Consider the following 14613-nt stretch of genomic DNA (forward strand, 5'->3'; position numbering starts at 1 on the left):
CCCGCATCTTTTCTAAAACACCTGCGAATCAAAAGGAAGTAAGATCCTCCTGGTAAAGGAAAGGACGGGGTTTGCCTGGCCTGCTTTTACAATAGACAAAATTTTGCGATTTTCTGGTTGATTACCGGCGATAAATATGGTGGTGTGCTTTTAAGTGATTTTTATGTTTGAAATTTTAACCAGCTTTATATCCGCTTTTCTGATTACTTATTTTGTAATTCCGGCAGTCATCAGGATTGCCCATACCCGGAAATTATACGATGAGCCGGATGAAAGAAAGCACCATAAAAATATGATTCCAGCACTGGGTGGTGTCGCTATATTTTCCGGTACTTTCTTCTCGGTTCTATTCTGGGCCGATGCCCTCCCCGCAGAAGCCATGCGGTGGTTTATCTTATCAATGGTGGTCATCTTTATGGTGGGCATCCAGGACGACATTGTAGCCATTCGGCCTTTAAAAAAATTAGCAGGCGAACTAGTGGCGGCCGGTATTATTATTTACTACGGCGATATCCGCATTTTTAACATGCAGGGGCTGCTGGGGTTCTATGAATTACCATATATTTTAAGCTTTGGGCTAACCCTGTTTGTGTTTGTCGTTATTATTAATGCTTTTAACTTAATTGATGGCATTGATGGCTTGGCCGGCGGTATTGGTATTATCAGCGCGCTGGCGTTTGGGAGCTTTTTTTGGTATAGCGGCCAGTTAGGCTGGGCAGCCGTTGCATTTGCGCTGGTAGGCGCTTTGTTGGCTTTTATCAGATTTAACTTTGCCCCCGCCCGCATCTTTATGGGCGATTGCGGTTCTTTATTTACCGGCTTTTTATTAGCGGTCTTTTGCGTTAAGTTCCTGGATACCCCCATTTTACTCGATGCGCCTACTGGTTTGTTTTTACCTACACCGGTCGTTGCGCTCGCCATTCTCATTGTGCCGCTCATCGATACTTTGCGGGTTTTTATAGTCCGGGTGATTAACGGCAAATCTCCTTTTCATGCCGATAGAAACCATATTCATCACCTGCTGCTGAACCTGGGCTTAGGCCACAAATCGGCGGCTATTACTTTATACAGCTTTAATATATTCTTTATTTTTGGTACCCTAACATTTGTTCACCTCAGCCTTAATTACCTGTTTCTGATAGTTGTGTTTTTAAGTTATGCTTTAAGCTGTGTTCCTCAAGTTTTATTGCATCTAAATAAGCAGGAGATGAAAAAGAGAAGTATATTAAATACCTGATTTTTAAATTTTATATATTTGATATTCAATAAATTAAGTAAGTTATTAAGGGTGTATTTGTAAATTCAAAATGAACCTGCTGTAAAATCTGATTGAACAAAATAAAGTTTTTTCGCAATATTCATTTTTTGTGTGTATTATTGATGCGGAATATAGTACTTGTTTCAGACTGAGCCCGAAAACTAACTTTCCAGATAAGAAACTACTAGATTTTATAGCGGTAAAATTCAGATTTGGCAGGCCAAGGTTTAGAAGGAATTTATCTGTTGGAAATGGAACATTTTGCGATTAAAAAATTTTAATAATTGCGACAATTGTTAAACGAAATTGTCGTATATCTTATATTTATTGAAAAATAATTAGATTTAACCCATATTTATGATTAGAACGATTACAGAAAGATTAAGCAGGGGAGTAATACTGAAGAGAAATCTTCCAAAAGAGTTTAACTCTTTGCCAATGTTTGTAACGCCCGAGGGAGGGCTGAAATATTGGAAACTCAATTTGGATAATATTGATCCTATGCTTTATAACATAGCCAACAATTTTATTCATCAAGGCGACGTAATCTGGGATATTGGAGCCAATATTGGTTTATTTACTTTTGCAGCTATTGCCAAGGCCGGCAAAAACGGGAAGTGCCTGGCCATAGAAGCCGATATGGTAATGGCTAACCTGGTTAAAAAGTCAGCCTCTCTAAACCGCGAATACACGATTGATATTTTGCCGCTGGCCATTTCTAACTACAATGGTTTGGTAGAATTTAATATTGCCGAAAGAGCCCGGGCTACAAACCACATTGTTACTTCGCAAGGTTCTAACCAGACTGGCGGCGTGCGGGAAACTTACAAAGTGCCAACGGTAACCTTAGATTACTTGTTGCAGCATTATGCTAAACCAGATTTTCTGAAGATTGACGTGGAAGGCGCCGAAAAGTTTGTGCTGGAAGGCGCACCGCAATTAATGCAGATTGCCCGGCCGAAAGTTTTGGTAGAAGTTGGCGACGAAAACGTTAGCTACATTTCTAAATTATTTAACGATAATAATTATGTAATGTACAATGCCGACGACCTGCAGAATTTCTCTAAGATAAAAGAAGCTGCCTCTAATACTTTGGCCATTCCGGTCGAAAAAATGAAAGGTTAGTGCGGAGGGCATACCCGTTTTATTGTAAATAGCTGATAAGCAGAGGAAAGACCGTTTGGGGTTAGGAAGGCCCTGGCGCTGGCTACCATCCCGGAGAAATTAAATGTTCCGGGCGCAAGTACCAGGAGCGGGTTTACTTTTTTTTATTAAATCTTACCGGCAATATTTTTTTCTCAATTTTTGAGAGGTAATATTGCTTTGCCCTTTGTGGGGTAGATAATAATTTGGAATGAATGATTATTTAAGCCAGAAAATTAGAGTCATTTCTTTTTTCGCAATGATTTTAGTTGTTTTTCTGCATTCGTATAATGTGGTGGTAAATTTTAAAACCGCCACACTGCACACAGAAAACGAAGTAAATTTATTTATTCAGAATTTTATTACCAATGGCATTGCCCGGGTAGCAGTGCCCCTGTTCTTTTTAATTTCCGGCTTTCTGTTTTTTTTTAAGCACGATTCCTCCCTACAAGGTACCCTTACCAAATACCGTCGGCGGTTCAAGTCGCTGGTAATTCCTTATTTGTTCTGGTCGGTTTTTGGGTTGCTTTTGTTTTTTGCGCTGCAAAACCTGCCTTACGCCGAAAACTTTTTCCGGAATGAGCCGGTAAAAGATTTCTCGGCCGCTAAACTAGCCGATACTATCTTTCTGAATCCCATTCCTTATCAATTCTGGTTCATCAAATCTTTGGTGGTGCTGGTACTGGTGTCGCCCATCATTTATTTCCTGACGCAGAAGCTCAAAATTGGCTGGGTAATAATTGCCGCATTGTTGTGGTTTTTTAATTTCCCGTACCCCATCGTGCTCGGCTTTGAGTTTGGCTTGGGGCTGGCATTTTTTTCGTTAGGTGGTTTTCTGGCTTTAAACCGCAACAATTATCTGGCCCGCTTTTACCCCAAAGCGGCAACCGTAGCTTTAATTTTGTGGTTGCTGTTTATTTTGGTGCAAACTGTGTTGATAGATACGGTTAGCCTGGCTACTTACGTTGCTCTGCAAAAAACCAGTGCCGCCCTTGGGGTATTTGCCGTCTGGTATTTTTACGACATTCTGTTTAAAGAAAAAACCTTCGATAAAAAATACTTTAGTATCTTCTCTTTGTCGTTCTTTATTTTTGCCTTTCACGAGCCCATTCTCACCATATTTAAAAAAGGATTAATATTTCTGATGGGCCAGAAGGAGTTTACGCCTATCCTGGTTTATTTTCTGGCGCCCATTATTACCATCCTCATCAGTATGGCCGTTGGGGCCATACTCCGGCAAAGAGCAACCTCTTTTTACCAATTAATAACCGGTGGCCGATAATAATGCCACGCCTAAGCTTCGCTCTTTCCTGAGCCAACAATCAAAACAAGTAGGAAAGCTAGGACCAGGAAAACATTCACTGACACAATCAGGCGGGAGCAGGAACTGAAACAAACGCAGCAGCTACAACCAGCGCCAGCTTCCGCATAACTAAACTGGGGATCTTATATAAGCAGTTTCGGGACTATATCGCACTGCCAGTTCAACCGAAATTTGGTGGCTGCCAAAAAAACCTGAAGGTTCGGGAAAGCGCAGTACAAAATGCAGGTAAGCCTATCATCCTATAAATAAATTAGTTATTATTACTTTCTCTGGTAAGAATATTTATAACCTGATTTAGGCTAACAACAGCGTGGCTAGTTAGTGCTGGTTGTGGCCTGCTGATAAATGCCTATGCATCGATTTACGACCTATCAACGCTGGTTTAACCCTATTTTGCTTTTCGTGGCCTGCTTAGCGGCGGGCTGTACTTCCGCCAGCCGTAGGACCAGCGTCACCGGCACTAAAGCAGATAACCACCCAACCGAAATAGCCATTGCCGGCGATGAGTTCTACCTGAACGACCGGCCCACCTACGAAAACCGCACCTGGCAAGGCTACAAAATTCAAGGATTGTTAATGAACGCTCGTATGGTGCAGGGAGTATTTGATGACCATAACCCCGAAACCCGCCAACGCTGGAAGTACCCCGATACCGGCACCTGGGATCCGGAACGAAATACAAACGAATTTATAGCCGCTATGCCCGCCTGGCGCCAGAAAGGGCTACTTAACTTTACCATAAACCTGCAAGGCGGGTCCCCGGAAGGCTACTCGAAGGAACAACCCTGGGAAAACAATGCTTTTGAACCGGATGGTGCTTTGAAACCGGCATATTTAAACCGACTGAAGCGAATACTGGATAAAGCCGATGAATTAGGAATGACGGTAATTGTAGGGCTTTATTATTTTGGCCAGGACGAACGCCTGCAAGATGAAGCAGCCGTAGTACGCGGCGCTGACAATGCCACCGACTGGCTGCTGAACCAGGGCTACCGCCACGTAATGGTAGAAATTAACAACGAGTGCAATCACAATACCTACAACCACGCTATTCTGTGGCCCGAACGCGTACCCGAACTAATTGATCGGGTAAAACAGAAAACCCGGCAAGGCCGGCGCTTGCTCGTTAGTACTTCTTTTACGGGCGGCGCTTTGCCCACCGATGCCGTTATTCAAAGTTCCGATTTTGTTTTATTACACGGCAATGGCGTTTCTGATCCGGAGAAAATTGCGGAATTGGTGCGGCGCGTACGGCAGCGGCCGGTGTATTCGCCCAAACCCATTCTTTATAACGAAGATGATCATTTTAACTTCGACCAACCCCAGAATAATTGCCGGGCGGCCATCAGCGAATATTGCTCCTGGGGCTATTTCGACCCCGGTAAAAATAATTACCAGGATGGCTACCAAAGCATGCCCGTAGATTGGCGCATTAACACACCGCTGAAAACTGCCTTTTTCAATTACGTAGCAGAAATTACAGGTACCCGTTAATTAGTTTGGCCGTTATTTGCTTCTATTTTATTGCGGAATGCCTCGGCTACTATTATCCATTTATCTGATTACCCTTCCAACCATTTTTTAAAGCCAGCGGCTTTGTCGCGACTAATATCCAGTTCCAGGTTAAAGGGCGGTTTAAGCGTAACCGAAAGACCTTTATAGGTACTCTGTAGTTTACCAACGGTATTAATATGGGCAATGGTTTGGCGGTTTATGCGGAAATATTGGGTAGGGTCGAGGAGATGTTCCACTTCTTCCAGGGTATTTTGCTCGGCCACGTATTTCTGGTTTTGCCAGGTATAAATAAATATTAATTCTTCTTTTTTGAATAAAGCAATATTGTGGGTGTTAACCGGTACCAGGGCATTTTTGTGAACGGCCAGGAAACGTTCTTTGTATTTGGGCTGCTGTCCGGTTAAAGTTTGCAGAAGCATTTTAACCTGCTCGGAGGCCAAGTGAGTATTTTGCAGGTTTTTATATTTCTCCAGGGCTTTGGCCAGTTCTTCCCGGTCGATGGGTTTTAGCAGGTAATCGATGCTGTTGAGTTTAAAAGCTTTTAAAGCGTATTCGTTGTAGGCCGTGGTAAAAATAATGGGACAGCCAGGGTTTACCTTCTTAAAAATATCAAAGCTGATGCCATCCGATAACTGAATATCGGCCAGAATTAAATCGGGTGAAATATTGTTTTCCAGCCAATGTACGGCCGTTTCTACGCTTTCCAGCACAGCCAATATTTGTGCCGCAGGCTCCAGTTTTAGAACCAGTTTAGAAAGGTCGCGGGCCACGAGCGGCTCATCTTCAATTAGCAGAATATTCATACCAGCGGAATTTGGATAGTAAAGCTATTTTGGTCGGAAGAAACCATGATAGGGCTAGGTGAAATAAATTTATACAAGGAAGTTAAGTTTTCCAGCCCTTGCTTGTTCGAGTTTTCGATTAGCTTTTTGGGTTGTAAATTATTCTGGACGGCTAAATAGTTGTGGTCGGCCGAAATAATTATATTTAATGGGCGAGCCGAATTAATTATATTGTGTTTAATGGCATTCTCGATTACTATTTGCAACGTAACCGGTACAATTTCTTTTTGCCTCGCGCAATCCGGAATATCAAACTTAATTTGTACACCCTGCGCAAAACGGGTTTCCAGCAGAAAAACGTAGCTTTGAATAAAATCTAATTCGGCCTGTAACGACACTAGGCCTTTTTCTTTGTGCTGCAACACGTAGCGGTAAACCTTAGATAAATGCTGCAAAAAATCTGAAGCCAGTTGCTGGTCTTCAAATATTAAGCTGTTGAGGGAGGTGAGCGCATTAAACAGAAAATGCGGATTTAGCTGATTTTTCAGGTTATCAAACTGCACCTGCGTTTTTTCCCGTTCCAGCCTTTCGGCGTGTTGGATGCTGGTTTTCCACTGGTGCAGGAAGTAATTGGCAAAAAAGCCCAGGTTTAGCACAATGGAAAGCAAAAAAAACACGGCATAAGTAGACATCCGGAATAACTCATCCAGGTGTATGGGTAGCTTGGGCGCTCCCCACCAGAAAATAAAGGCCCGTACGAGTAAAATATAGACCATGCCGATTATAATCTGCATAGAAATACGGACCGGAATGCTGCGTTCGTAGGGGTAAACTTTATTCAGAAAGCCATCCAGCCATTTGAAAAAGTACCAGATGCTGGTAATCATCACCAACGAGACCACAAAAACAGCCAAATGCACCTGTAAGGAAACCTCCGGAAACCGAAGGTACCGGACAAAGAAACCAATGAGGGCCAGAATTAGCATCAGCCCGTTGGTGTAAATAAAATTTTTAGATATGCGGAGGGTGGCCATATGGTTGGTTAAAGCCGGTATCAGATACAAGTTGTAAGTTTTTGGTTTTAAATTATCAGTTTTAGGTTATAATTCTTCTGGCTTAAGAAATCAATGCTGGATGACTGCTGATAATGCGTCCATCGCTCATTTCTACTATCCGGTCGGAGTTGGCGGCAAATTCGGGGTCGTGGGTAACGGTAATAATGGTTTGCCCGAACTCGCGGGTAAGCTGCCGGAAAATATCAAAAACTACCTGCGCGTTGTAGCTGTCGAGGTTACCGGTGGGTTCGTCACCCATAATAATGCTGGGGTCGTTTATCAGGGCGCGGGCAATAGCTACCCGTTGTTGCTGTCCGCCCGAAAGCTTGCTGGCCGGCTTGGTGGCATGTTCGTGCACGTCTAATATTTTTAATTTTTCGTAAGCCCGTTCTTCTACTTCCTGGGGTTTGTACCGGCCCAGTTTTAAAGCCGGAATCATGACGTTTTGTAAAACCGTAAACTCAGGTAACAGAAAGTGAAACTGGAAAACGAAGCCAATGTGTTCGTTGCGGAACCGCGCCAGTTCATTCTGCTTTTTGCCGGTGAGCAGGGTATTATTCATTTCCAGCGTGCCTTCGTAATCGGTGTCCATCGTCGAAATCAGGTAGAGCAGGGTAGATTTACCGCAACCGGATTTCCCGACCAGCGACAAAAACTCGCCTTTTCTAACTTCCAGGTTTATATCTTTCAACACCTGAAATGGCTGGGGTTCATAAAAATATTTATTTAGATTAGTTGTTCTTAGTACTGTTTCCATGAGCAGTGTACAGTTAGCAGTTATCAGTAAACAGTTATCAGTTTTCAATTATTGGTAAGCAATGAATTGGTCTCGGATACTTTTCTAAATTAATAATTCAACCATTCAACCATTCAACCATTCAACAATATTATTGCCCCCGGATTATTTCGATGGGGTCTACTTTGCCGGCATTTCGGCTGGGCAAATACCCGGCAAAAGCCGTAGTAACCAGGCCAAAAACTATCCCGATGATGTAATATTTAGGATCGAAATTTACCGGCAAGGTATCGATGCTGATAAAATCGCCGCCATTGAAAGGCACCTGCGATACGAGGTAAGAAAGGCCGAAGCCAATTACCAGCCCCAGTACACTACCAATTAACCCAATTACCAGCGACTGAATCAGGAAAATATTACGGACATCGGCAGCCGCAAAACCGGTGGCTTTTAAAATAGCAATATCTTTCATCTTATTGTAAATGGTCATGTTCAGGATATTGTAAATGCCGAAACCCGCCACAATCAATAGCGTAATGGAAACCGAATAAGTTAAAATATTCCGGATAATAGAGCCAGTGAGGAAAGTGGCGTTGGCGGTTTCCCAGTCTTCGGCTTTGTAACGGAACAAGCGCTGCAATTCCGCTGCCTTGGGCTTAGCGGCATTAATATCTTTTAGTTTTATATTGATATCGGTTACATAGTTTTGGTCTTTCTGTAATATTTTCTGGACCGTTGAAATATTGGCGTAGGCTTTTACATTGTCAATCGCGCCCAAACCCATTTGGAAAGTGCCCACAATTTTTAAGGTCATGGTATAGCCTTCGGGCGTGGTAATTACTACCCGGTCACCGGTTTGGGCGTTTAATTTCCGGGCCAGGCCGGTACCCATAATAATGCCATCCTGCGAAACGAGTAAATCTTCCAGTTGCCCGGTTTTAATTTTATGGCGCAGGTCAAAGAGTTTATCTTCTTCCATAATATCAACACCCGCAATGGTACCGTTTAGTTGCACCGGCCCATAGTTGTAAAACACCTGGGAACTCAGCAAAGGTGCGGCTCCCAGCACCATCGGGTCTTGCTGCAACAAGCTGGCAATCTGAAAAGCGTTCCGGATTTTAGGGGTTTCGGATTTTGGTTTCTGATGATGTACCACCAGCAGCCCTTTGCCTTGGTTTGTTTCTTCCAGAATACTTTGGCGCGGCTCCGTAATGTCATGGTAAATCCGGATATCGGGCGTAGAGGTCATGGTCAATTCTTCTGTAAAATTGTTCAGGCCGGTCATCAGGCCCACCATGGTAATAAACATGGCAATGCCAAACGTAACCCCCAGCATGGCCACAATGGTTTGCTTGGGTTTAGATATTAGATGCGTTTTGGCTATCTGGTATGCGAGGTTCATGGCTTATTCGGTTAGGAGTTGGGAGTTGGGGTTTAAACCCGCAATAATTTCTACTTCGCTCAGGGTCTCCACGCCTTTGGTCACTTTTACTTTGCGGGCATCACCATCCTGGTTTACTGCCACCGAATCGCCGGGGAGCAATAAGGTGCGGGGAATTACCAGTGTTTTAGCTTTCTGATTGATAATAATATTGGCTTCCAGGGCCAGGCCGGAGTAGTAACCGGGCAAGGTATCGGTCAGTTGGGCATCCACGCGCAACGATTGGTCGCGGGTATCCACAGTGGGGTAAATTTTGGTTACCTTGGCTTTAAATATTTGCTTGGGGTAGGCATCAATTTTAACCAATATTTCCTGGCCGGATTTTACCCGCTGAATATCCAGTTCATCAACTTTAAGCCGCAAGTAAAACTGGTCTAAGCGGCCTACTACTGCAATGGCTTCGCCTCTTTTTACCAGTTCACCGGGCTCTTTCAGCATTTTGAGTAAAGTGCCTTTAATCTGGCTTTTTACCGTGTACCGGGCGCTTTCGTCGCGGGCCACACTAAGATTGCTCTGGGTGTTTTGCAGTTCCAGGTATAATTGATTTTTAAGTTTGGCGTAGCGGCTCCGGTAGGCCTGGTATTCGCTTTGGCTGTTGTCGTAAGCGAGTTTGTAGCGCTCCAGTTCGGCTTTTGAAGTAGCTTTGTTTTGGTACAAATGCTGGTAGCGGGCAAAGTTGGTAGAGTCGTAGGCTAACTTGGTTCTGGCTGCCTGCAAAGCCGATAAAGCTTCTTTTAAAACCGGGCTGTTGTTGCGGTAATTAGCGGCTGCCATATTGTAGGCTTCGCGGGCGAACTGATAGCGGGCATTTTGCTGCTGGCTTTCCAAAACAAAAAGTGCCTTATTCTGCGACACGGGTTCGCCTTCCTGCACCAGTTTTTCTACCAGCACGCCTTCGGTTTGCGCAAATACCTGGTATTCCTGGTCCGATACCACAAACCCCGACGCATACACCGCTTCGGTTAAAGGCTTTACGGCCGGCGTAATGGTCGTAAGATTTCGGTTGCAGGCGTAAAAGGTGAATGAGCCGAAAGCCGCAAAAAGAATTAGTATTATTATAATGGGTTTGGTATTAGTTTTCATGGCTTAATCGTGTTTTCGGGTTGGGCAGATTGATTTTTTAGCTGGATAAGCGAGCGGTTGATGTAGTAATTGGCCATAGCCTGAATAAACTGATTCTGCGATTTTAGCTTTTCGGCATAGACTTGTAATAACTGGTCCACGCTATACACATCGGCTTTGTATTTGAAAACCGCCAGTTTATAATTTTCGCCGTACAGGTTGTAATGCTGTTGGTAACTTTGCAGGCTCTGGATGGTGTTCTGGTAGTTAATATTAATTTCGGCTAGTTCGTACTGGGTGCGGAGTTGGTAATTTTTTAGCTCATTTTGCACCATCTGGTGGTTCAGGCCAGCCTGCCGGGTAGCAACGCTGCGATTAAAACCAGTAAATAATGGCCAATCAGCCCGCAGACCAATCAAGCCAATCTGAAACCAGGGATAATCTGAATCTAGAAAATTAAATTCCCGGCGCTGGGCCTGGCGGGTATAACGACCGTAAGCCGATACTTCAGGTAACCACCGCAACTTTTGTTTCTGCCACTCCTGCTCCGCCGCCCGAATGCGCCATTGTAAAACCTGGTACCCGTTCTGCTGTTCAACGGGGGAGGCAAGCGTTACCTTTTCCAACTGGTTAGCCTGCAAGGTCTCGCTAAGTTCCAGCGAAGCCTCCGGTGGCAAGCCGCACAGGTTTTTTAGTAAATTCAGGTTTTTCTCGTACGCGGTTCGGTTATCCTGCCACAACTGCCGACTTTCCAGTTGCAATGCCTTTAAACGGTTATAATCCAGGGTTTCGAGGAGGCCGCTTTTAAACTTTTGGTCGGCAATAAAAAGCAGGCTGTCGTTGATAAAGGCATTTTCCCGGGCAATTTGCGTAACCTGCCGGCTCAGGAGCGTGGCGTAATATACCCGCGAGATTTCTTCCTGCGCCCGCTGGTAGGCATTCAGTTTCTGGTAATGGACAGCTTTAACGTCCGATTCGGCTATTTTTCGGTTTTTCCAGGCCTGCACGTTTACCAAAGGCAAAGCCGCTTCCAGACCGTAGCTCAAATTATACTGTGTACCAAACTGGATGCTACGGAACTCACCGGGTTGGCCACCCAGGAATTCGGCGGGTACGAGCTGTACCGGTAAGCCCAAATAATCGTCGAGCGCCGAAGTAGCTTTTACCTGGGGCAGTAATACCGCCGAAACTTGTTTTACCGCATTTTGCGCCTTTTTTTCAGCCAGTTCTTCGTTTTGTAAATCGGGCCGGTTTTTTAGCGCATAATCGGTGCATTGTTCCAGCGAATTGAACCGGACCTGGGCCTTCACCTGACTGCCCAGCACGAGTAAAAGGAAAATAAACAAGTGTTTTTTCATAGTCGGGAGCGCGCGTTAAGTAATTGCTAGTATGAATTAAATAGGCCGGCAAGGCACTTCAAAAAGTAAATGCCCCAAGCCGAAAATATTCAGATTAATGTGTAGGAAAATGGCTTTAAACCGTTTTTCTAATTTCTGTTTAAAAAAAACTATTACCCCTTCAAAAATAAGTTTGGTATATTCAAAATGCTGATGACTTTAGTCATAGCCGTAGGGAACATTAGTTAATTTCGGGATAATAGAATTACTTAATATTGCCTTGCTTAAGCCTGCTAAGAATTAGCAATGGATTTCTTAAATATTTTACCGGATGAGAAAATTGATTTTGAAATTAATAGGGCTTAACTAATTCTCTTTTCGTAATTTATTAACATAAGATACAAAGCAACAGTTATATGATTGCCATCCGGCCCTGGTTATTTCTGGGAAAGTACCACGAAACTTTTGAGCTCCCGCCATTGCAAGCCCACCAGATTAGCGCCATGCTCCAATTTGCCGGAAAGGTAGAATATCCCGAAATTCAAACCCTGTATATTCCTATTGAGGATGGCGTACCTATTCCGCTGGAAATATTAAAGAAGGGTATTGGATTTATTTTAAGCCAGCAGCAGGCGGGTAAAAAGGTAATGGTTTCATGTGGAGCAGCCATTAGCCGGTCGGTAACTTTTATTATTGCCGCCCTGAAAGAAGTTGAAAATATTCCCTTACTGGAGGCATACCAATCGGTATTAAATGCTCACGTTGGCGCTTTGCCCCATCCGGCTTTATGGCAATCGTTGTGTACTTATTACAACGAGGACGTGCCTTACTGGCAATTATTAAAGAGATATAACCGGCGGACCGGTTAAATTCCGTGTGGTCTAAAACGGTCGTAAGAGCTTGTTATTAATCACCGCTCCAGGGAATTACTTTTATTGTCCTTAAAAAATAAATAATCCTGTCGGTTATAGACTAAATTTTTAAGAGCGTAAATGCCTTAGTTGCCTGGTCTTACCTACCCGAACCAGCCAGGTATTTAATTGCGTGAAGTAACTTTTAGCCGGTACTTATTTTATAACCCTGAAAGCAGGCTGCTGATTTATTTGCCTTACGCCCCAGAATAGCCTAATTTTGTATTCTTTTTAAGGATTAATGAATGGAAAGCCATCGCCTTCGGCCTCTAATTTATGGTATTTGTTTTAGCTTACTGGTTTTCGCTTGCCGGCCAGCCCTGGTTCCTACGGCCCAGCTTAGGCCCGATACCGATATTCAGATTGATGCACAGGTTACGGCCAATACCGAAATAGAAGCCCTGATTGCACCTTATCGGCAGAAGTTGGAAAGTCAAATGAACGAGGTGCTGGGGTATTCGGCGCAGGAACTGCGAAAAGTCAGTAGTGGGGAGTCGGCGTTGGGTAATTTTGTGGCCGATGTACAAATGGCCCAGGTAATGCCGCTCTTGGGGAAGCCAATAGATTTGAGCTTAATGACGACCGGCGGCTTACGGGCTACCATTCCGAAAGGACCGATTACCCTAAGTAATATATTTGAACTCTCGCCCTTCGAGAACGAACTGGTGGTGCTTACTTTGCCGGGCACAACCTTAAAAAAATTATTCGAGCACGGTGCCCAATCTAAAAACCTGATATTGAAAAATGCCACTTTCACCATTAAGAATGATAAACCATTTAATATCAGAATAAAAGGGGAGCCGCTGGACCCCGGTAAGAGTTATACGGTGGTGGTGTCAGACTACCTGGCTAACGGGGGAGATGATTTATTTTTACTGAAGGAAGCCACCAAAGTGGAACCAACGGGTATTCTGGTGCGTGACGCTTTAATCAAGCATATACGGCAACTGACTGCGCAGAATAAAAAGATAGAAGCCCGGGTAGATGGCCGGATGAAAGTACTTAAAGGAGAGTAGGGTATATTTTAGGAGATGAACAGAAGAGATTTTATCAGAGCATCAATGGCCGGGGCGGCTGGTCTTAGCTTGCTGGGGGTGCCCTCGCCCGCTTGGGCCACCGACCAGGTGCGGTTAACCATTTTGCATAGCAACGATGTACATTCCCGTATCGACCCGTACCCCATGGATGGGCGACCCAATGCCGGTTTGGGCGGTATGGCCCGGCGGGCCCACCTGGTAAATCAAATCCGACGCCAGGAAAAAAATGTGCTGTTGTTCGATTCGGGCGATATCTGGCAGGGAACCCCTTACTTTAATTTGTTTGACGGGGAATTGGAATATAAACTTATGACCCAGATGCGTTACGATGCCGCAACCCTGGGTAACCACGACTTTGATAATGGCTTAGCAGGTTTACAACGCCAATTACCCAATGCGGGCTTCCCTTTCCTGACGGCCAACTACGACTTTAGCCGCACCATTCTGAAAGGCCGTTTCCTGGATTATAAAATATTTGAGAAAGAAAATATTAAAATAGGCGTTTTTGGCTTAGGTATTGAACTGGCCGGATTGGTAGATAGCCGGAATTATGCCCAAACGGTTTACCTCGATCCGCTGGAGCGGGCCCGTGCTATGGTAAAACAGTTGCGCGAAGTAGAGGAATGTAATATGGTTATTTGCTTATCGCACCTTGGCTTCGATTTTACAAATGAACCTGAAAAGATAAACGACCAGAAACTGGCCCGGCAAGTTGCCGGCATTGATGTTATTCTGGGCGGTCATTCGCACTTGTTTATGACCGAACCCAAAATAATCTCTCACCCCAATGGCCGCGATACGCTGATAAATCAGGTAGGCAAAGATGGTTTGTACCTGGGCCGGTTGGATTTTACGTTTAACCGGCGCAGCAAAGAGAAAAACAGCGTTGCCAGTGCCGTTGTGCCAGTAGGGGCAGTTGTAAAAACTTCCTGAATAAAATAATTTTTTGTTATCTTTTTTTTTTACATTTTTGTAGCCCCCCCTTTGTAAATGGGTAGTCTTCAAGCTTAAT

The 14613-nt window shown here is 44.2% G+C and carries 13 protein-coding genes; 7 read left to right on the top strand and 6 right to left on the bottom strand.

Annotation, left to right across the window (positions count from 1 at the left end):
• The first annotated feature begins 163 nt into the window (after positions 1-163).
• The 4 genes from AAE02nite_RS24545 (at position 164) to AAE02nite_RS24560 (ending at position 5219) form a co-directional block, all read left to right on the top strand.
• A complete protein-coding gene (locus AAE02nite_RS24545; protein ID WP_146904895.1) occupies positions 164-1237 on the top strand; it encodes an MraY family glycosyltransferase in 1074 nt (357 codons plus the stop codon).
• A gap of 522 nt (positions 1238-1759) precedes the next feature.
• On the top strand, positions 1760-2383 hold the full coding sequence (locus AAE02nite_RS24550; RefSeq protein ID WP_170252687.1) for an FkbM family methyltransferase: 624 nt from the start codon (positions 1760-1762) through the stop codon (positions 2381-2383).
• A 277-nt stretch (positions 2384-2660) separates the two neighbouring features.
• The gene (locus AAE02nite_RS24555) at positions 2661-3683 is read left to right on the top strand and encodes an acyltransferase family protein (RefSeq protein WP_170252688.1); all 1023 of its coding nucleotides are present in this window, start codon (positions 2661-2663) and stop codon (positions 3681-3683) included.
• Between the two features lie 393 nt (positions 3684-4076).
• Positions 4077-5219 (top strand): hypothetical protein, encoded by a 1143-nt coding sequence (locus AAE02nite_RS24560; protein WP_218033557.1) that lies wholly within the window; start codon positions 4077-4079, stop codon positions 5217-5219.
• A gap of 68 nt (positions 5220-5287) precedes the next feature.
• Here AAE02nite_RS24560 and AAE02nite_RS24565 read toward each other — a convergent pair whose 3' ends face one another.
• The 6 genes from AAE02nite_RS24565 to AAE02nite_RS24590 form a co-directional block, all read right to left on the bottom strand.
• Positions 5288-6043, bottom strand: coding sequence for a LytR/AlgR family response regulator transcription factor (locus AAE02nite_RS24565; RefSeq protein ID WP_146904905.1), 756 nt, complete (start codon positions 6041-6043; stop codon positions 5288-5290).
• Positions 6040-7056: a sensor histidine kinase gene (locus AAE02nite_RS24570; protein ID WP_146904908.1), complete on the bottom strand. Its 1017-nt coding sequence runs from the start codon at positions 7054-7056 to the stop codon at positions 6040-6042. The genes AAE02nite_RS24565 and AAE02nite_RS24570 overlap by 4 nt, the downstream gene beginning before the upstream one ends.
• An 82-nt stretch (positions 7057-7138) precedes the next feature.
• Positions 7139-7834 carry an ABC transporter ATP-binding protein gene (locus AAE02nite_RS24575; protein ID WP_146904910.1) on the bottom strand — a complete coding sequence of 232 codons (696 nt, stop codon included), beginning with the start codon at positions 7832-7834 and terminating at the stop codon, positions 7139-7141.
• A 130-nt stretch (positions 7835-7964) separates the two neighbouring features.
• The gene (locus AAE02nite_RS24580) at positions 7965-9215 is read right to left on the bottom strand and encodes an ABC transporter permease (protein WP_146904913.1); all 1251 of its coding nucleotides are present in this window, start codon (positions 9213-9215) and stop codon (positions 7965-7967) included.
• Between the two features lie 3 nt (positions 9216-9218).
• Complete coding sequence (locus AAE02nite_RS24585; protein WP_146904916.1) at positions 9219-10337, bottom strand: efflux RND transporter periplasmic adaptor subunit; 1119 nt, start codon at positions 10335-10337, stop codon at positions 9219-9221.
• Positions 10334-11674, bottom strand: a complete 1341-nt coding sequence (locus AAE02nite_RS24590; RefSeq protein ID WP_146904919.1) for a TolC family protein — start codon at positions 11672-11674, stop codon at positions 10334-10336. Before AAE02nite_RS24590 ends, AAE02nite_RS24585 begins: the two co-directional genes overlap by 4 nt.
• Positions 11675-12069: 395 nt before the next feature.
• Here AAE02nite_RS24590 and AAE02nite_RS24595 point away from each other — a divergent pair, with 395 nt between their 5' ends.
• From AAE02nite_RS24595 to AAE02nite_RS24605, 3 genes are all read left to right on the top strand, one after another.
• Positions 12070-12522, top strand: a complete 453-nt coding sequence (locus AAE02nite_RS24595) for a dual specificity protein phosphatase family protein (protein ID WP_146904922.1) — start codon at positions 12070-12072, stop codon at positions 12520-12522.
• Between the two features lie 287 nt (positions 12523-12809).
• On the top strand, positions 12810-13580 hold the full coding sequence (locus AAE02nite_RS24600) for a 5'-nucleotidase C-terminal domain-containing protein (protein WP_146904925.1): 771 nt from the start codon (positions 12810-12812) through the stop codon (positions 13578-13580).
• 15 nt (positions 13581-13595) lie between these two features.
• Positions 13596-14534 (top strand): bifunctional metallophosphatase/5'-nucleotidase, encoded by a 939-nt coding sequence (locus tag AAE02nite_RS24605; protein WP_146904928.1) that lies wholly within the window; start codon positions 13596-13598, stop codon positions 14532-14534.
• Positions 14535-14613: the final 79 nt, after the last annotated feature.

It is taken from the genome of Adhaeribacter aerolatus (assembly GCF_007991635.1).
GTDB classification, from domain to species: domain Bacteria; phylum Bacteroidota; class Bacteroidia; order Cytophagales; family Hymenobacteraceae; genus Adhaeribacter; species Adhaeribacter aerolatus.